Here is a 15531-nt window from a genome sequence, read left to right as displayed (position 1 = left end):
AGTACAGTGAGTTTTTAGATTGACATCCCAGAAATGGAGTTTCCTTTGAACAGTATGGAAGAAAGAGCAACACGGAGTCTGGGCGGCAAACTGGCATTATGGGTATTTTACGCTTTCTGCGTCTATTTCATCTGGGCCATGCTGCGCTACGCCTGGGTGATCAGCCACATTCAGTCGATTCCGGTTGCCGGATTTGAAAGTTCGCTTGGCTCAACCAGCGGAAAATGGATAGGCGCGCTGCTGGGGTTTCTGGTGCTCGGACTGGTGGGATTGATCCTCGGTAGTATCGCCTGGTATACGCGCCCACGCCGTCAGCCTGGGTGAAGACGGCAGAAAAACTTGTTACTGTAGCGTTTCTTAACCTACGGGAGGCAATGTGGATCTTCAGCACTGGCAATCGCAATTTGAAGCCTGGTTATGCAACCATCACACCCGGCAGGATGCCGCGCATGATATTTTTCACTTCCGCCGTGTCTGGGCGACATCGCGGCAACTGATGGAAGGGCAGGAGGTCGATGGGCTGGTCGTGCTGACCGCCTGTTATTTTCATGACATTGTCAGCCTCGCCAAAAACCATCCGGACCGTCATCGCTCGTCTGTACTGGCTGCCGCTGAAACCCGTCGTATCCTCATCCGTGATTTTCCCGCTTTCCCCGACTCGCAACTGGCGGCGGTTTGCCATGCGATTGAAGCCCACAGTTTTAGCGCAAATATTGCCCCTTTAACGCTTGAAGCAAAAATCGTTCAGGATGCCGACCGGCTTGAGGCGCTCGGGGCGATAGGACTGGCGCGGGTCTTTGCGGTTTCTGGCGCCTTAGGAGTAGCGCTGTTTGATGGTGAAGACCCTTTCGCTGAGCGGCGAGCGCTCAACGATAAACAGTTTGCCCTCGATCACTTCCAGACCAAATTACTGGCGTTGCCCGATACCATGCAAACCGCGCGTGGACGTGAACTTGCCCGGTATAACGCTGAGTTCCTGGTGAACTACATGGCAAAGTTAAGCGCGGAACTAAAAGGTGAGTACGAATCTGTCGATCCGGCAGTGATCCGCGCATTTCGCCCCAGCCACTCGTGAGGCAAATTTTATGTTAACCTGACGCTACTCTTTTTTGGTCGGTTAACGATATGCAACAAAATCTTTCAGTAACAGGTTCATTGGTTCCCGCAACGGACAGCAATGCAGACGTTGCGCAGGGGCTATTGGCGAAATTGTTGGAAATTTATGATGTTAAAACGTTGGTGGCTTGCCTGAATGGAATGGGTGAGAACCACTGGAGTCCGGCCATTTTAAAGCGCGTGGTGGCGAATGCTTCGGCATGGCATCGATTAAGCGAGCGGGAGTTGGCGTTTTTGCGCACTCTGTTACCCACGCCGCCAGCACACCATCCGCACTATGCTTTCCGGTTTATCGATCTCTTTGCGGGTATTGGCGGTATTCGTCGTGGATTTGAGGCGATAGGCGGGCAGTGCGTGTTTACCAGCGAGTGGAACAAACATGCGGTGCGCACCTATAAAGCTAACTATTACTGCGACCCGGCCAGCCACCACTTTAATGAAGACATTCGCGATATCACGCTCAGCCATCGCGAAGGTGTCAGCGACAATCAGGCGGCAGAGCATATTCGCCAGCACGTGCCGCAACACGATGTCCTGCTGGCAGGCTTCCCTTGCCAGCCGTTTTCACTTGCCGGAGTGTCGAAGAAAAATGCGCTGGGACGCGCTCACGGTTTTGCCTGCGATACTCAGGGGACATTGTTCTTTGACGTTGTCCGTATTATTGACGCCCGCCGTCCGCCGATTTTTGTTCTGGAAAACGTGAAAAACCTGAAGAGTCACGATCAGGGCAAAACGTTCCGCATTATTATGCAAACGCTGGACTCTCTGGGTTACGACGTCGCCGATGCAGAGGATAATGGCCCGGACGATCCGAAAATCATTGATGGCAAACATTTCTTACCGCAGCATCGGGAACGCATTGTGCTGGTCGGATTTCGTCGCGATCTGAATCTGAAGCGCGACTTTACCCTGCGCGACATCAGTACGCGCTATCCGCAGCGGCGCATTACCCTGGCGGAATTACTGGAACCGGTAGTGGAAGCCAGATATATACTGACGCCCGTGCTGTGGAAGTACCTCTACCGCTACGCGAAAAAGCATCAGGCGAAGGGCAACGGTTTTGGCTACGGTATGGTCTATCCCGCAAATCCGAATTGCGTGACGCGTACGCTTTCCGCGCGCTATTACAAAGATGGCGCTGAAATTCTGATCGACCGCGGCTGGGATTTTGCCGTCGGAGAAGTGAATTTTGACGATCCGCAGAATCAGCAGCATCGTCCACGCCGCTTAACGCCAAGAGAGTGCGCGCGACTGATGGGGTTTGAGTCGCCGCAGGGATACCAGTTCCGCATCCCCGTTTCTGATACTCAGGCCTATCGCCAGTTTGGTAACTCCGTGGTGGTACCCGCGTTCGCCGCTGTGGCGACGTTGCTGGAAGAGAAAATTAAAGCGGCTGTCGCGTTACGTCAGCAAGAGATTGTGCATGGCGGATGTTCACGATAAGGCGACGCGCAGTAAAAACATGCGAGCCATCGCGACGCGCGATACCGCCATCGAAAAACGGCTTGCAGGTCTGCTGGCGGAGCAGGGGCTGGACTATCGCGTTCAGGATGCTTCGCTACCCGGTCGCCCTGATTTTGTAGTGGATGAGTATCGCTGCGTCATTTTTACCCACGGCTGTTTCTGGCATCACCATCACTGTTACCTGTTCAAGGTGCCCGCGACGCGTACCGATTTCTGGCTGGATAAGATTGGTAAAAACGTGGCGCGCGATCGCCGCGATATCCAGCGTTTAAAGGAAATGGGCTGGCGGGTGCTGATCGTCTGGGAATGTGCGCTACGTGGGCGGGAAAGGCTCAGCGACGCCGCGCTGTCGGAGCGTCTTGAAGAGTGGATCTGCGGCGGTGGCGCGCCCGCGCAGATCGACACTCAGGGAGTGCATTTACTGTAACGTTTTATCGTTTTCCGCAGGTTTTAGCGTCGGTTTCGCCGGAAAAAGATATTTCCCCAGAGTCACCAGAACCACCGCGAAGACGATGACGCCAAGCGCCAGCCATTCAATCGGTGCCAGACGTTCACCGCCCAGACTCGTCCCCAGTAACACCGCAACAACCGGATTCACATAAGCATAACTGGTTGCCAGAGCAGGGCTGACGTTACGGATCAAATACATATAGGCGTTGATGGCAATAATAGATCCAAATACCGCCAGATAACCCACCGCCAGGAAGCCTGACAGCGACGGCAGCGTGGTCAACTTTTCACCGCTCACCAGCGAGGCGCACATCAACACGATCCCGGCAGCGAGCATCTCAATTGCGCCGGCCATCATCCCTACCGGCAGCGTAATGCGAGAACCGTAGACTGAGCCAAACGCCCAACTGATCGAACCAATCAGAATGAATATCGCCCCCCACGGATTGCCGCTCAGGTTGCCGCCGCTGTTGAGCATCACGATGCCCGCCAGGCCAATGGCAATTCCCATCCACTCCAGCTTACGGGTTTTGATGCCAAAGAAATGGCTGAAACACAAGGTAAACAGCGGAACCGTCGCCACCACAACCGCCGCGATGCCGGAAGGGACGTCCTGATGTTCCGCTACCGTAACCAACCCGTTACCTACGGCCAGCAGCAAAACACCAATCAGCGCCGCATTCAGCAGCGGGCGAAGCGGCGGGAGTTGATGCCCGCGCAGCAGCAAAAAGGAGATTAACAGAATCCCTGCCGCGAGAAAGCGCACGCCTGCCATCATCAGCGGTGGCCAGCTTTCCACGCCGATACGGATAACGAAATAGGTGGAACCCCAGATGATATACAGCGCGAACAGCGCGCTGAAAAGCGGTAACAACTGCCTGAAACGCATAATCCCTCACGTGAGAAATGCTAACCAGCGACATAGTAAACGCGAAAACTATCGGGCTGGCGAGTAATATAATTCATCTCTCTTGTTAGAAAAATGTTGACGAATAACGCCGGTTTCAGCTTCGTGTGTTTTACTCCATACTTAACGCTTCAATAAGAAAAAAATGAGGGAATAATTTTGGCAGGAAGTAGCTTACTGACCTTGCTGGATGATATCGCCACGTTGTTGGATGACATCTCGATGATGGGGAAACTGGCCGCGAAGAAAACGGCTGGCGTATTGGGGGATGACCTGTCGCTTAACGCGCAGCAGGTCACGGGGGTAAGAGCGAATCGTGAGTTGCCCGTGGTCTGGAGCGTTGCGAAAGGCTCGCTCGTTAACAAAGTGATCCTGGTGCCGCTGGCGCTGCTCATCAGTGCCTTTATTCCCTGGGCTATCACACCGCTGTTAATGATTGGCGGCGCTTTTCTCTGTTTTGAAGGCGTAGAGAAAGTCCTGCACACCCTCGAATCGCGAAAACACAAAGTAGATCCGGCTGAGCGACAACGGCGGTTGGAAGCGCTGGCGGCTCAGGACCCGCTGGCGTTTGAAAAGGATAAAATCAAAGGCGCAGTGCGAACCGATTTTATTCTTTCGGCAGAGATAGTGGCGATCACGCTGGGGATTGTGGCCGAGGCACCGTTGCTCAACCAGGTGCTGGTCCTGTCAGGAATTGCGCTGGTGGTCACGATAGGCGTGTATGGACTGGTCGGGCTCATCGTTAAGCTTGATGACATGGGGTACTGGCTGGCAGACAAAACCAGCGTGCTGGCGAAGGCCTTAGGGAAAGGATTGCTGGTTGTCGCGCCATGGCTGATGAAATCACTGTCGGTGGTTGGCACGCTGGCGATGTTCCTTGTGGGCGGCGGGATTGTGGTGCACGGCGTTGCGCCGTTACATCATGCCATTGAGGCGTTTGCTCAGCAGCAAAGTGCCGTGGTGGCATTGATTCTGCCGACGCTACTGAATCTGGTGCTGGGCTTTATCATTGGCGCGATTGTCGTGCTGTTGGTGAAGGCCGTCTCCAGAGTGCGTGGGGTTGCGCACTAAAAGTCATCCCCTGAATGAGGCAAAACCAGACATCCTCGACTAAGGTGAAAACGTTCACTGTATACAGGAGGTAACATGGTTTTTTCGGTCTGTGAGGAAGTGACTGTGAAAGAGGGCGGTCCGCGCATGATTGTCACTGGCTATTCCAGCGGTATGGTGGAGTGTCGGTGGTATGATGGGTTTGGCGTCAAGCGAGAAGCATTCCATGAGAATGAACTTGTTACCGTTGATGCCAGGCAACCGTGTGAAGAAGCCTGATGCCTGAACGCCCGACTTACAGTCGGGCGTTTTCTTAAATTCAAAAATACGTGATGGCAACAATACGTAACGCACTGAATTATGCCAGGATTAGGAAAGTAATAGCGTGTAGGGAGTGGTCAGAGTGCCGCACGAAGCAACGATGGAAAACTGGGGCTGGCTGAAAATGTTGGCGCGGCGACTCGGCCCTGGCCACGTCGTGAATCTCTGCTTTCTGATAGTCATGTTCTTTTCGACCCTGCTGACCTGGCGTGAAGTGGTTGTCCTGGAAGACGCCTATATCTCCAGCCAGCGCAACCATCTGGAAAATGTCGCCAACGCTCTGGATAAACAGCTGCAATTCAATGTTGATAAATTACTTTTCCTGCGTAACGGAATGCATGAGGCGCTTGTCACCCCTCTGGCGTTTTCTGCCTTAAAAGAGGCGGTCAGCCAGTTTGAGCAACTACGTCATTCGCGCGTATGGCAACTAGAACTCGATAAGCACAGAACCTTGACGTTGAGTGGGGTTTCGGACGCGTTCGTGAACCAGACGTTGATTCTCTCGCGTGACAACGAATCGCTGGATAACGAACTGTCCGCAGCGCTGGAGGTCGGGTATTTGATGCGCCTGGCGCACAGGCGAACCTCTCTGTCACAACAGATAATGTACGTTTCGCGAGCCGGGTTTTACGTCTCCACGCTCTCGGCACCATTGTCCAGCGACATTACCACTCGCTATTACGACTACGTGATTCAACCCTGGTTTACCGAACAGTCGCAGCGAAAAAACCGGATGCGCGGCGTACGCTGGTTCACCACGCTGTCACCCGAACTCCGCGACGATCAGCAACGCGTGACCGTTAGCGTCCCGCTGGATAACGACCATTACTGGCTCGGTGTGCTGGCGATGACCATCCCCGTTTCTGCGGTAGAACACTTTATGGATGAAGCTATCGATAAGGACCTGGAAGGGGAGTATCAGCTCTACGACAATAAACTGGCGCTGCTGGCGGGTTCCACGCCGGAACTGAGAAACGCGAATACCTTTGATGAGCGCGAACTGGCGATGCTTGCGCATGATATCGAGCAGGATACGGTAGGCGGCTTGCGTATGGGAAGCCGTTACGTTAGCTGGGAACGGCTGGATCATTTCGATGGCGTACTGGTACGGGTACATTCCTTAAGCGAAGGGTTACACGGTGATTTTGGTAGCATCAGCATAGCGCTGGCGCTGCTGTGGGCGCTGTTCACCGCCATGCTGATCATCTCCTGGGTGGTCATCCGCCATATGGTTAGCAATATGTTTGTGTTGCAGAGTTCACTCCAGTGGCAGGCCTGGCACGATACGCTGACCCGCTTATATAACCGCGGCGCGCTGTTTGAAAAAGCCAAACAGCTGACCCAGCGTTGTCGAACGCAAAAGCAACCGCTGTCGGTTATTCAGATCGATCTGGACCATTTTAAAAGCATTAACGACCGCTTTGGTCATCAGGCCGGGGATCGGGTGCTGACGCATGCCGCAGGCTTAATCAGCGGTACATTGCGCGCTTATGATGTTGCTGGTCGCGTGGGTGGGGAGGAGTTCTGTGTGGTTCTGCCGGAAACCTCTCTGGCGCAGGCGGAGCAGATAGCCGAACGTATCCGCCTGCGGTTGAATGAGAAAGAGATTCTGGTGGCGAAAAGCGCCACGTTGTGGATTAGCGCCTCACTGGGCGTGAGTAGCACCCAGGAAACCGGAGACTACGATTTTGAGCAACTCCAGTCACTGGCGGACCGCCGGCTTTATCTGGCAAAACAGGCAGGCCGTAACCGGGTCTGTGTTACGGATAAAGGCTAAGGCGTGGCGAAAAAATGGCTCATGCCTTCATCCCAGCCCTCTGGCCCTTCATGCTGCGTGCGATAAACCTGCGGCGCAGCATCGGGGCGTAACATCACCCCTTCGCGACTTAACCCTTTCACGATAACGGCGTAATCCATCGCCTCCAGCAGTGGCGCGTCATTCGGGCCATCACCCAGCCCGACGGTAACCGGACGTCGTTTCCACTGTCGCTGATACTGCGCTATCAGCCAGTTTGCCGCCTGATCTTTTCCGGAGCTGGCATCCAGGACGTGCCAGAATCTCGCGCCCTGAACAAACTGTAAACCCAGGTCGTTTAGCTGTTGGGCGAACGCTTCCATGCGCTCGTCACTGTCGCGCCATATCAGCGTGACGGAAGCTTCATGCAGGCGTGTCAGGGTGGCCTGCGCGTGGCTCAGGCCCGTCCATTCGGCGATCGTGGTCTCATCGACATCATCAAAGGCAGTAAATTTAAAGCCCGTTTTATTGCGCAGTTTGTTCAGCACTGCGCTAATTTCATCATGCGATACTCCATTGATCTGGCGGGGAAAGTCGGGATGCGTCTGCCAATGGCTATCCAGTTCAACCACGGCACCATTCTCCGCAATCAGCGGCAATCCCTGTAAACCGAGCGACTTCTGGATTTGCAGCATTTCGGCAGCGGTTTTGCTGCTGCACAGGATCACCGGAATATTTTTCTCCCGCAGACGCATCAGCCAGGACGCCGCAGGTTGCCAGTCATAGGTATGGCTGTCCAACAGCGTGCCATCCAGATCGGTAAAAATCAGCAATGAATCATTGAGTGAAAGCATGGTGGAATCCCATAAGGTAAAACATTCAGTCCCAGAAAAATCCTAAAACCCATCAAGTAGTCAGCCAACGGGAATGGGATCGATTCCGCGCTCGCGAGCGCAGATAGCCTGTCCCGCTGAACGCCTGACAGGATTAATTAACGGCATTAATCATTCGTCAAAAAAATATTTGCTTGTCATACAAAAAAATTGCGGATAAGGTTTAGCGTACATCAGATTTCCTGGTGTAACGAATTTTCAAGTGCTTCTTGCATAAGCAAGTTTCATCCCGACCCGCCAGGGTCGGGATTTTTTTCGCTGCCGTCAGCGATTAATCTCCGTCACGCTAAAATCATGGATGTCCAGCTCAAACGCCTCAGCCAATTCATGCCATGTATGGTACTCACGACCATCCACGCTGACTTTGTCAGGGTCGTTTCCGCTGCGATGAATCTCGCTTTCGCTGATTTCATTAATCGCCGCCAGCAACGCGTCAACGTCGACGCTGACTTCACGTTTAGCGGTATCGCTGTACTCTTTCGCGGTCTTCATTTCAACCTCGTCATTAACCGTGCCACAGACTAAGTATAGACCGTTGAGAAAACCCGCAATCAAGCAGGTCAGACGCTGCCAGGCAGCGGATTTTGTTCTACACTGGCACAAAGCCACAGGAGGATAATGATGAAGGTGAATGATCGGGTCACAGTCAAAACGGACGGCGGTTCTCGTCGCCCTGGCGTGGTACTGGCAGTGGAAGAGTTTAGTGAAGGCACAATGTACCTGGTTTCGCTGGAAGACTACCCGCTCGGCATCTGGTTCTTTAACGAGTCAGGGCATCAGGATGGTATCTTTGTGGAGAAGGCAGAATAGGGTGCGATGGCCGATGTGAACCCGGCTGGTGGGACATCCACCAGTCGGGACGTCTCATCGCATATTCACAAAGATGCCGTTGGTCACGTTATCGGTCAGTCTGACGACATGATAGATAACCTGTTTGTTATGCGTCTTTATCTTTCGTTTTATATTCCCCTTATGGGACGAGACCGTTTTTGCCTTGATATTCATTTGATCTGAAATCTGAATTGTCCCCTGACCTTCCATCCACATGCGTAGCATGCTGGACTCAGTACGACTTAATGATAACGTCGGTAAATTTATTACCCCGGCGGTGTCCGTTTCTTTTTTCAGAATATCGCCAAGGAGATCGTCCAGTGATTCTGGCTTTATTGATTTTGAACTTATCAATAAGTTTTTTCTGACTAACAGATATTCATCAAAATGAACATTGGCAATAGCCATAAAAACAATAAATAACGTATTGGGATGCTGATTAATGATGTGCTTTATATGCTGACTGTTGGCTGGATCATGGATAAAACAGTCTTCATTAATAAACACCACAGAAGGTTGGTGTGTGTCACAAGCGATGTCGAGTTCGTCAACGGTTTCGATGTCGTTGATTTCCCTTTTTTTCACCCCTCTGCTTACCAGATACCCGGTCAAACCTAGCCGGGTGTAACTGCATAAATCCATAATAATCGTTGACATGGCTTACCCTCACTCAATGCGTAACGATAATTCCCCTTACCTGAATATCTCATCACAACTAAACGGAACCGAATGCTTCACCTAATGAGACGCGTTTGCGGTTTTTCAGGCGGACTAACTATCCCGTAAAGTTACGTATAATTTGCCTGGATTTGTCTTAAAGTAAAGTAAATGTTGCGTTATGTGAGTGAGATAAAAACATATAAAGCAGGTGAGCGTTATCCTGGTAGATGTTCGCCATGTTTGAATTTAGGATAATCCTTAGAAAGACTGGATAAATATTATGGATTATTATTAACGGGTAATTCACTAACAATATCAGCTAATAAATTGAAAATTTCGCTAAATAAATGTTCGCAGAAAGGAGCAATTAACGGCATTAATGCCGCAATTAACGATATGCCGACGGTCAACGTTAACGGGAAACCAATAACAAATACCGATAGCTGGGGAGCCATACGATTCAATAATCCTAGTGCCAGATTGAGCGTCAACAGCATTGTGATAACCGGCAGCGCCAGCATCAGTCCATTGAGAAAGATAAGACTTCCCGCTCTGGCTAACGCCAGGAACGCATTGCTGTTCACTGGATTGCCGCCAACAGGCAGGGTGTGGAAGGTGTCGACCAGCAGCGAAATCAACCACAAATGGCCGTCAAAGGTCAGGAACAGCAGCATCGCCAGCATATCAATAATTCGGGCGAGCACCGGCATATTCAGGTGGCTGGCCGGATCGACAAATGTGGCGAAGGAGAGGCCCATCTGCAGACCGATAATCTCACCCGCCGTACGCACTGCCGCAAAAGCAAACTGCATGGTAAAGCCCAGCGCGATGCCGATCAGGATTTGCTGCATCGCCAGCCATAACGCGTTAAACGAAAATATCGGCACATCAGCAGGCGGCAGGGAAGGGGCGATGACAAAAGTGATCATGACCCCCAGCCCCAGTTTTACCCGTTTCGGGACTGTGCGTTCACTGAGTATTGGGGCGGTGGAGATCAGCGCCAGTACGCGCAACAGCGGCCAGAAATAGAGGCCCAGCCACTGAAGCCATTGATCGCTGGTGACCTGTAACATCTGTCGTCTTATCCGATGATATACGGCAGATTGGTAAACAGCGTGCGCACGTAATCCAGCAGCAAATTCAGCATCCACGGCCCGGCCACGATAATCGCCGTAAACACCGCCACGATTTTCGGGATAAACGACAGCGTCATTTCGTTAATCTGGGTAGCGGCCTGCAAAATACTGATGATAAGCCCCGTCACCAGCGCAACCAGCAGCAGGGGAGCGGCAAGGGCGAGAGCAACTTTCATGGCCTCAGTGCCAATCATCATGACCGATTCGGGTGTCATTTCTCGCCTCTAACTGTAAAAACTTTGCGCAAGTGAACCCACCAGCAGTTGCCAGCCATCAACCAACACAAACAGCATGAGTTTAAACGGTAGCGCAATCGTTGCCGGGGGAACCATCATCATCCCCAGCGCCATCAGTACGCTGGCGATCACCAGGTCAATAATCAGGAACGGGATGAAAATCGTAAAACCTATCTGGAACGCGGTTTTCAGCTCGCTGGTGACATAGGCGGGCAGCAGAATGCGCATCGGTACCGCTTCGGGCCCCTGAAGCGGGCCGCTGTTTGCCAGACGGGCGAACAGGGCCAGATCGGCTTCGCGGGTCTGGCGTAACATAAATTCACGCAGCGGTTGCGCACCTTTTTCCAGCGCTTCCTGCATTGAGATTTTTTCTTCGCTGAACGGCTGATACGCCTCGGCATAAATCTTGTCGATGACCGGTGACATAATGAAAAAGGTCAGAAACAACGCCAGCCCCAGCAGCACCTGGTTTGGCGGCGCGGATGGCGTGCCAAGCGCGTTACGCAGCAGGCCGAAGACAATGATGATGCGGGTAAAACTGGTCATCATCAGCAAAATGGCCGGAATAAAGGTCAGCGAGGTGATGAAGACCAGCGTCTGTACGGGAAGCGACCAGCTCTGTCCGCCGCCGGGCAGCGGTTGGCTCACCAGGCCGGGAAGTTGCGCCAGCGCGGCGGGGCTGATAAGCCATAAACCGGTCAGCGTAAGGGATAACAAACGGCGCATCAGGATCTCCCGGAACGCTTAAGCAAACGCTTCATCATGTCCTGAAAATCGGCAGGAGCAGGCGGCGTCTCTTCTGGCACCACAGAGGCGGGTGGGAGGGTATGCAGGACATTAATGTTTGACGCGGTGACGCCAAGCACCAGCCGCGCATCTTCAACGTCAACAATCACCACGCGTTCACGCGGCCCCAGCGAGGTACTGGCAGAGACGTTCAGTCCGCGTGCATGACTTCCTTTCGGCGCGAAACCCAGACGTTTAATTATCCAGGCCGCCGCCAGAATCAACAGAATGATCCCCAACAGCGCGCCGCTGACCTGCATCAGAGGCGATCCCGGAACGGCAGATGGCTGTTGAACGGTGGTCTGGGTTTTCATGATTAACGACTCAGACGACGCATACGCTCGGACGGGGTAATGATGTCGGTAATGCGTACCCCGTATTTATCGGCCACGACCACCACTTCACCCTGCGCAATAAGATAGCCGTTGATCAGGATATCCAGCGGTTCCCCCGCCAGGCCGTCCAGCGCTACCACGGAACCCTGCGTCAGACGTAACAGCTCTTTAATGGTCATCCGCGTGCGGCCCAATTCAACGGTCAGCTTGACCGGAATATCCATGATCAGGTCGATATCCTGCAGCGTGCCGCTGACATCGCCACCACCAAGCTGCTGGAAAACGGCATCGGCAGCACTTTTGCTGGTCGTGGTTTTTTGCTCGTTCAACGCGTCAGCCCACAGATCGTCCAATGCGCCAGTGTTCTCATCAGACGGATTATTCATGTCACTCATTTGGGCTGTTCCTCATTCAGCGAATTCAAAATCGGGTTAATCAAATGTTCCACGCGTAACGCATACTGGCCGTTAACCGTGCCGTATTGGCTGGTCAGTACAGGCACGCCGTCCACATGAGCAATAATGCGGTCTGGTTTTTCTATCGGCAGCACATCGCCGGGTTGCAGTTTTAATATCTGAGAAAGGCGCAGCGGAATATCGGCAAAGTTCGCCACCAGCTCCAGTTCGGAATGTTGAACCTGACGCACCAGATTGTCGCGCCAGTTCTGATCTTCATTGCGGGAGTTTTCCAGCGGTGGGTTCACGAGCAGTTCGCGCAGCGGTTCAATCATGCTGAACGGCAAACAGATGTTGAACTCACCGGTCAGGTTGCCAATCTCGACGTGGAAAGGCGTGTTGACCACGATATCGTTCGGCGACGTGGTGATATTGGTAAACTTCACCTGCATTTCAGAGCGCACGTACTCCACTTCCAGCGGATTGATCGCCTTCCACGCGTCGCTATAGCCTTCCAGCGCCAGTTTCAGCATGCGGTTGATCACACGCTGTTCAGTGTGGGTAAACTCGCGGCCTTCCACTTTTGTCGGGAAGCGCCCGTCGCCGCCAAACAAGTTGTCGACGGCGATAAACACCAGGCTCGGTGAGAACACCACCAGACCCGTACCGCGTAGCGGCTTCAGGTGGATCAGGTTCAGGTTGGTCGGTACCGGCAGGTTACGGGCAAACTCGTGATACGGCTGAATGCGGATCGCACCTACGGTGATATCCGGACTACGACGCAGCAGGTTAAACAGCCCCATCCGGAACTGACGGGCAAAACGCTCGTTGATAATCTCCAGCGCCTGCAGACGCTCGCGCACTACGCGACGCTGGGTATTGGGGTCGTACGGGCGAATTTCGCTTTCGCCCGCGATACCCGGAGTCGGCTCGTCTTTCGTTTCGCTGTCGCCATTCAACAGCGCATCGATTTCAGCCTGAGAGAGAATACTGTCGCCCATGTCTTTACCGCAGAATGAAAGCTGTATACAGCACGTCGGTCACGTCCTGCTTAGGTTGTCCGGCAACGAGCGGAGGGGAAAGCGTCTCTTTAATCGCCGCGATCAATTTTTGCTTACCGTCTTCGGTAGACAGTGCGTTGGCGTCCTGACGAGAGAACAGCAGCAGCAGACGGCTACGGACTTCTGGCAAATATTCATTCAGGCGCGTGCGCGTGGCTTCATCCTTCAGACGCAGCGTCACGCCGATATAGAGTACGCGATCCGCATCGCCCAGATTGACGGTAAACGTATCCAGGGCGAAGAACACCGGCGCAGGCGGCGGTGGTGGCTCATTGGCCACCGGAGTGGGATGCTGCTGCATACGCCAGTAGCTATAGCCTGCGGTTGCGCAGGCGGCAAGGGTAATGATTACCAGCAGCGGGATCCAAATTGAGCGTTTGCTCTTTTTGCTTATCGCGGAATCAGTCATCTGATACGGGCTTCCTGTTTCGGTACAGCTTATCGGCTGATTATCCCGTGTCCTGACCACGGCAAAGCGTGGAAAAGACGCGGATAATCGTGCTACCTCTGGCGTTAGGCGAAGATATCGACGGCGCCGTTACCGCGTGCGGCGGACTGGAGCGAAGCGGGAACCACCAGTTCACTCTCATCGTCGGCCATGAGCCGATCCTGTCCCTGCATGCGAGCCGTCTGCTGCTGTTGGGAAGAGGAGTGCTGCTGGCCGGCGAAACTTTCGCTGCTGATACTGCTTTGTCCCAGTTGAATGCCGCTTTCCGCCAGTTGGGTGCGCAGCGTCGGCAAGGCGGCTTCCAGCGCCGCACGAACGTGGCTATGGGCTGAGACCATCTGCAGTTGCGCCTGGTTATCATCAAGCTTGAGCGAGATCTGCACCTGACCGAGATCCTCCGGATGCAGACGCAGTTCCGCGCTCTGTTGACCCTGACGGGTAAACAGCGTGATGTGCTGGCTCAGGGATTGCTGCCACTCATGGCTACCCAATGGTGCACTCAGAACCGGTGCGGCGCTGGTGGGCAGCGGCTGTGAGGCGGAATGTGTGGTTGTGGTCATCGCGATGCCTGGCGTCACAGGTGAAGGCGTACTGTCTATTTCCGCGTTGGCGGCAGCAGTAGCGACAACAGGCGTAGTGACTGGCTGACCTTTAGCGCTTTCCGCAGCGATCACCGGCGTGGCATTGTCCGTTTTACTTTTTTTCGCCTCGTCACGGGTCAAAGGACGGGTCGCGTCCTGCGCGAGCGAACGGGGATCGGTGCTCAGCGCACTCACTTTTTCTCCGGTGGTGACCGACGGTGTCGTCATTCCCGGTTGACCCGGCAGCACCGCGAAAAGGGCGCTCAGGCTGGCGAGATCGTCATCGCTGAGTGCAGAGCTGTCTTTCTCCGCTTGCGCGGACTGGCGCAGAGCCGCCAGCGCACTGTTCTTCTGCGTAGGGGTCAGCGTGGACAGCAGAGTCTGCGCATCGCTCAGGCCTTTTAGCATCTCGTCAGATTGCACGTCTTTGGCGGCAAGCAAGTCGGCCAGCTTCACGGCCTGTGATGTTTCGCCATCCTGCGTCAGCAGCCCTTTTTGCAGCTTGCTGCTGGCGGCCTGCAAATCGGCGAGGGTCAGCGGGGCGTCTTTGCCCGGCGCGTCGCCTGCGCCCAGTGCGCCAGCCAGAAGCGCGAGAAAATCGCCGCTTGAATCCGCAGATTTCCCGGACGGCAAGCCGGTGATAAGGTCCATGTCAGTGGTGACCTGTTGTGGCAAGGTGATCATTCGGGTTTCCTCATTGCTGCACGCTGAGCAAATTCATCCATTTTTTTCTGATCCAGGCGGTTTTCAGCCAGTAAGGCCGCCGCGTTCTGTCTGTCTTGTAAAGTCTGCCAGGCCTGAAGCCGTTGTTTTTTTTCACGCCAGCTGTTCAGCGCCACATCCACCTTTTGCGTCCACTGCGTTAACTGCTGGCGATGCTGTTCTACCGCTTTTTCCAGGGTCTGAATAAACTGCTGGTAGTTAATCCAGCGATTGCTGGCAATCCCCTCGCTCATATCGCTGTTGAGGTTATTGCGGTATTCATTCTGGTAGTCGAGCAGCATCGTGAGCTGTTCTTCGGCCTGTTGAAAACCGCGGCGCATTTCACCTAACAGCAGCGCAGCGTCATCTACCTCTTTTTCGGCGAGATCTTTCAGTGTTGCCAGTGCACCCTGTTCAGCCATGA

The 15531-nt window shown here is 53.7% G+C and carries 21 protein-coding genes; 8 read left to right on the top strand and 13 right to left on the bottom strand.

Annotation, left to right across the window (positions count from 1 at the left end; translation table 11 throughout):
• Positions 1 to 54: 54 nt before the first annotated feature.
• Genes drpB through QNN88_RS02625 form a run of 4 tightly spaced genes read left to right on the top strand, consistent with a single transcriptional unit; the run spans position 55 to position 3007 of the window.
• Positions 55 to 324 (top strand): cell division protein DrpB, encoded by a 270-nt coding sequence (gene drpB / locus QNN88_RS02640; protein WP_414239342.1) that lies wholly within the window; start codon positions 55 to 57, stop codon positions 322 to 324.
• A gap of 52 nt (positions 325 to 376) precedes the next feature.
• Positions 377 to 1075: a phosphohydrolase gene (locus QNN88_RS02635; RefSeq protein WP_414238845.1), complete on the top strand. Its 699-nt coding sequence runs from the start codon at positions 377 to 379 to the stop codon at positions 1073 to 1075.
• A gap of 50 nt (positions 1076 to 1125) precedes the next feature.
• Positions 1126 to 2559 carry a DNA cytosine methyltransferase gene (locus tag QNN88_RS02630; protein ID WP_414238844.1) on the top strand — a complete coding sequence of 478 codons (1434 nt, stop codon included), beginning with the start codon at positions 1126 to 1128 and terminating at the stop codon, positions 2557 to 2559.
• Positions 2540 to 3007, top strand: a complete 468-nt coding sequence (locus QNN88_RS02625; RefSeq protein ID WP_414238843.1) for a very short patch repair endonuclease — start codon at positions 2540 to 2542, stop codon at positions 3005 to 3007. The genes QNN88_RS02630 and QNN88_RS02625 overlap by 20 nt, the downstream gene beginning before the upstream one ends.
• On the opposite strand, the gene yedA is transcribed toward QNN88_RS02625, so the two are convergent.
• On the bottom strand, positions 2999 to 3919 hold the full coding sequence (gene yedA, locus QNN88_RS02620) for a drug/metabolite exporter YedA (RefSeq protein WP_414238842.1): 921 nt from the start codon (positions 3917 to 3919) through the stop codon (positions 2999 to 3001). The genes QNN88_RS02625 and yedA overlap by 9 nt on opposite strands.
• A gap of 171 nt (positions 3920 to 4090) precedes the next feature.
• Between yedA and QNN88_RS02615 the strand changes: the two genes are divergently transcribed.
• The 3 genes from QNN88_RS02615 to dgcQ all read left to right on the top strand — a co-directional run bounded on the left by QNN88_RS02615 (position 4091) and on the right by dgcQ (position 7085).
• Positions 4091 to 5008 (top strand): DUF808 family protein, encoded by a 918-nt coding sequence (locus QNN88_RS02615; RefSeq protein ID WP_414239341.1) that lies wholly within the window; start codon positions 4091 to 4093, stop codon positions 5006 to 5008.
• Positions 5009 to 5083: 75 nt separating this feature from the next.
• The gene (locus QNN88_RS02610; RefSeq protein ID WP_414238841.1) at positions 5084 to 5266 is read left to right on the top strand and encodes a YodC family protein; all 183 of its coding nucleotides are present in this window, start codon (positions 5084 to 5086) and stop codon (positions 5264 to 5266) included.
• A 124-nt stretch (positions 5267 to 5390) separates the two neighbouring features.
• Positions 5391 to 7085: a cellulose biosynthesis regulator diguanylate cyclase DgcQ gene (gene dgcQ / locus QNN88_RS02605; RefSeq protein ID WP_414238840.1), complete on the top strand. Its 1695-nt coding sequence runs from the start codon at positions 5391 to 5393 to the stop codon at positions 7083 to 7085.
• Here the strand turns inward: dgcQ and QNN88_RS02600 are convergent.
• Both QNN88_RS02600 and yodD read right to left on the bottom strand, forming a co-directional pair.
• Positions 7082 to 7897: a mannosyl-3-phosphoglycerate phosphatase-related protein gene (locus QNN88_RS02600; protein ID WP_414238839.1), complete on the bottom strand. Its 816-nt coding sequence runs from the start codon at positions 7895 to 7897 to the stop codon at positions 7082 to 7084. The genes dgcQ and QNN88_RS02600 overlap by 4 nt on opposite strands.
• Before the next feature lie 303 nt (positions 7898 to 8200).
• Positions 8201 to 8428 (bottom strand): YodD family peroxide/acid resistance protein, encoded by a 228-nt coding sequence (gene yodD / locus QNN88_RS02595; RefSeq protein ID WP_414238838.1) that lies wholly within the window; start codon positions 8426 to 8428, stop codon positions 8201 to 8203.
• A gap of 129 nt (positions 8429 to 8557) precedes the next feature.
• Between yodD and dsrB the strand changes: the two genes are divergently transcribed.
• Positions 8558 to 8746 (top strand): protein DsrB, encoded by a 189-nt coding sequence (gene dsrB, locus QNN88_RS02590; protein WP_042318262.1) that lies wholly within the window; start codon positions 8558 to 8560, stop codon positions 8744 to 8746.
• A 54-nt stretch (positions 8747 to 8800) separates the two neighbouring features.
• Here the strand turns inward: dsrB and rcsA are convergent, their stop codons facing one another.
• From rcsA to fliJ, 10 genes are all read right to left on the bottom strand, one after another.
• Complete coding sequence (rcsA, locus tag QNN88_RS02585; protein ID WP_414238837.1) at positions 8801 to 9424, bottom strand: transcriptional regulator RcsA; 624 nt, start codon at positions 9422 to 9424, stop codon at positions 8801 to 8803.
• Positions 9425 to 9705: 281 nt separating this feature from the next.
• Positions 9706 to 10500, bottom strand: a complete 795-nt coding sequence (gene fliR, locus QNN88_RS02580) for a flagellar biosynthetic protein FliR (protein ID WP_414238836.1) — start codon at positions 10498 to 10500, stop codon at positions 9706 to 9708.
• 8 nt (positions 10501 to 10508) lie between these two features.
• The gene (gene fliQ / locus QNN88_RS02575; RefSeq protein ID WP_044257593.1) at positions 10509 to 10778 is read right to left on the bottom strand and encodes a flagellar biosynthesis protein FliQ; all 270 of its coding nucleotides are present in this window, start codon (positions 10776 to 10778) and stop codon (positions 10509 to 10511) included.
• A 9-nt stretch (positions 10779 to 10787) separates the two neighbouring features.
• Positions 10788 to 11525 carry a flagellar type III secretion system pore protein FliP gene (fliP, locus tag QNN88_RS02570; protein WP_414238835.1) on the bottom strand — a complete coding sequence of 246 codons (738 nt, stop codon included), beginning with the start codon at positions 11523 to 11525 and terminating at the stop codon, positions 10788 to 10790.
• Positions 11525 to 11902: a flagellar biosynthetic protein FliO gene (fliO, locus tag QNN88_RS02565; RefSeq protein ID WP_414239340.1), complete on the bottom strand. Its 378-nt coding sequence runs from the start codon at positions 11900 to 11902 to the stop codon at positions 11525 to 11527. Before fliO ends, fliP begins: the two co-directional genes overlap by 1 nt.
• Positions 11902 to 12315 carry a flagellar motor switch protein FliN gene (gene fliN / locus QNN88_RS02560; protein ID WP_042318274.1) on the bottom strand — a complete coding sequence of 138 codons (414 nt, stop codon included), beginning with the start codon at positions 12313 to 12315 and terminating at the stop codon, positions 11902 to 11904. The genes fliO and fliN overlap by 1 nt, the downstream gene beginning before the upstream one ends.
• The gene (gene fliM, locus QNN88_RS02555) at positions 12312 to 13316 is read right to left on the bottom strand and encodes a flagellar motor switch protein FliM (protein WP_206163263.1); all 1005 of its coding nucleotides are present in this window, start codon (positions 13314 to 13316) and stop codon (positions 12312 to 12314) included. The genes fliN and fliM overlap by 4 nt, the downstream gene beginning before the upstream one ends.
• Before the next feature lie 4 nt (positions 13317 to 13320).
• Positions 13321 to 13785: a flagellar basal body-associated protein FliL gene (fliL, locus tag QNN88_RS02550; RefSeq protein WP_414238834.1), complete on the bottom strand. Its 465-nt coding sequence runs from the start codon at positions 13783 to 13785 to the stop codon at positions 13321 to 13323.
• 104 nt (positions 13786 to 13889) lie between these two features.
• Positions 13890 to 15089 carry a flagellar hook length control protein FliK gene (gene fliK / locus QNN88_RS02545; RefSeq protein WP_414238833.1) on the bottom strand — a complete coding sequence of 400 codons (1200 nt, stop codon included), beginning with the start codon at positions 15087 to 15089 and terminating at the stop codon, positions 13890 to 13892.
• On the bottom strand, positions 15086 to 15529 hold the full coding sequence (gene fliJ, locus QNN88_RS02540) for a flagellar export protein FliJ (protein ID WP_414238832.1): 444 nt from the start codon (positions 15527 to 15529) through the stop codon (positions 15086 to 15088). The genes fliK and fliJ overlap by 4 nt, the downstream gene beginning before the upstream one ends.
• Positions 15530 to 15531 lie beyond the last annotated feature (2 nt).

The organism is Citrobacter sp. ANG330 (assembly GCF_047467925.1).
Classification (GTDB): Bacteria; Pseudomonadota; Gammaproteobacteria; order Enterobacterales; family Enterobacteriaceae; genus Citrobacter_A; species Citrobacter_A amalonaticus_G.
Note: the sequence above shows the minus strand (reverse complement) of the source record. Positions and strands in the feature narration are given on the sequence as shown.

Bases quoted from the DNA above. Each gene is read 5' to 3' on its own strand.
- fliR (WP_414238836.1), bottom strand. From the start codon at position 10,500: ATGTTACAGGTCACCAGCGATCAATGGCTTCAGTGGCTGGGCCTCTAT.
- rcsA (WP_414238837.1), bottom strand. From the start codon at position 9,424: ATGTCAACGATTATTATGGATTTATGCAGTTACACCCGGCTAGGTTTG.
- fliN (WP_042318274.1), bottom strand. From the start codon at position 12,315: ATGAGTGACATGAATAATCCGTCTGATGAGAACACTGGCGCATTGGAC.
- fliK (WP_414238833.1), bottom strand. From the start codon at position 15,089: ATGATCACCTTGCCACAACAGGTCACCACTGACATGGACCTTATCACC.
- fliQ (WP_044257593.1), bottom strand. From the start codon at position 10,778: ATGACACCCGAATCGGTCATGATGATTGGCACTGAGGCCATGAAAGTT.
- QNN88_RS02610 (WP_414238841.1), top strand. From the start codon at position 5,084: ATGGTTTTTTCGGTCTGTGAGGAAGTGACTGTGAAAGAGGGCGGTCCG.
- fliP (WP_414238835.1), bottom strand. From the start codon at position 11,525: ATGCGCCGTTTGTTATCCCTTACGCTGACCGGTTTATGGCTTATCAGC.
- yedA (WP_414238842.1), bottom strand. From the start codon at position 3,919: ATGCGTTTCAGGCAGTTGTTACCGCTTTTCAGCGCGCTGTTCGCGCTG.
- QNN88_RS02630 (WP_414238844.1), top strand. From the start codon at position 1,126: ATGCAACAAAATCTTTCAGTAACAGGTTCATTGGTTCCCGCAACGGAC.
- yodD (WP_414238838.1), bottom strand. From the start codon at position 8,428: ATGAAGACCGCGAAAGAGTACAGCGATACCGCTAAACGTGAAGTCAGC.
- fliL (WP_414238834.1), bottom strand. From the start codon at position 13,785: ATGACTGATTCCGCGATAAGCAAAAAGAGCAAACGCTCAATTTGGATC.
- QNN88_RS02600 (WP_414238839.1), bottom strand. From the start codon at position 7,897: ATGCTTTCACTCAATGATTCATTGCTGATTTTTACCGATCTGGATGGC.
- fliM (WP_206163263.1), bottom strand. From the start codon at position 13,316: ATGGGCGACAGTATTCTCTCTCAGGCTGAAATCGATGCGCTGTTGAAT.
- dsrB (WP_042318262.1), top strand. From the start codon at position 8,558: ATGAAGGTGAATGATCGGGTCACAGTCAAAACGGACGGCGGTTCTCGT.
- QNN88_RS02625 (WP_414238843.1), top strand. From the start codon at position 2,540: ATGGCGGATGTTCACGATAAGGCGACGCGCAGTAAAAACATGCGAGCC.
- fliJ (WP_414238832.1), bottom strand. From the start codon at position 15,529: ATGGCTGAACAGGGTGCACTGGCAACACTGAAAGATCTCGCCGAAAAA.
- drpB (WP_414239342.1), top strand. From the start codon at position 55: ATGGAAGAAAGAGCAACACGGAGTCTGGGCGGCAAACTGGCATTATGG.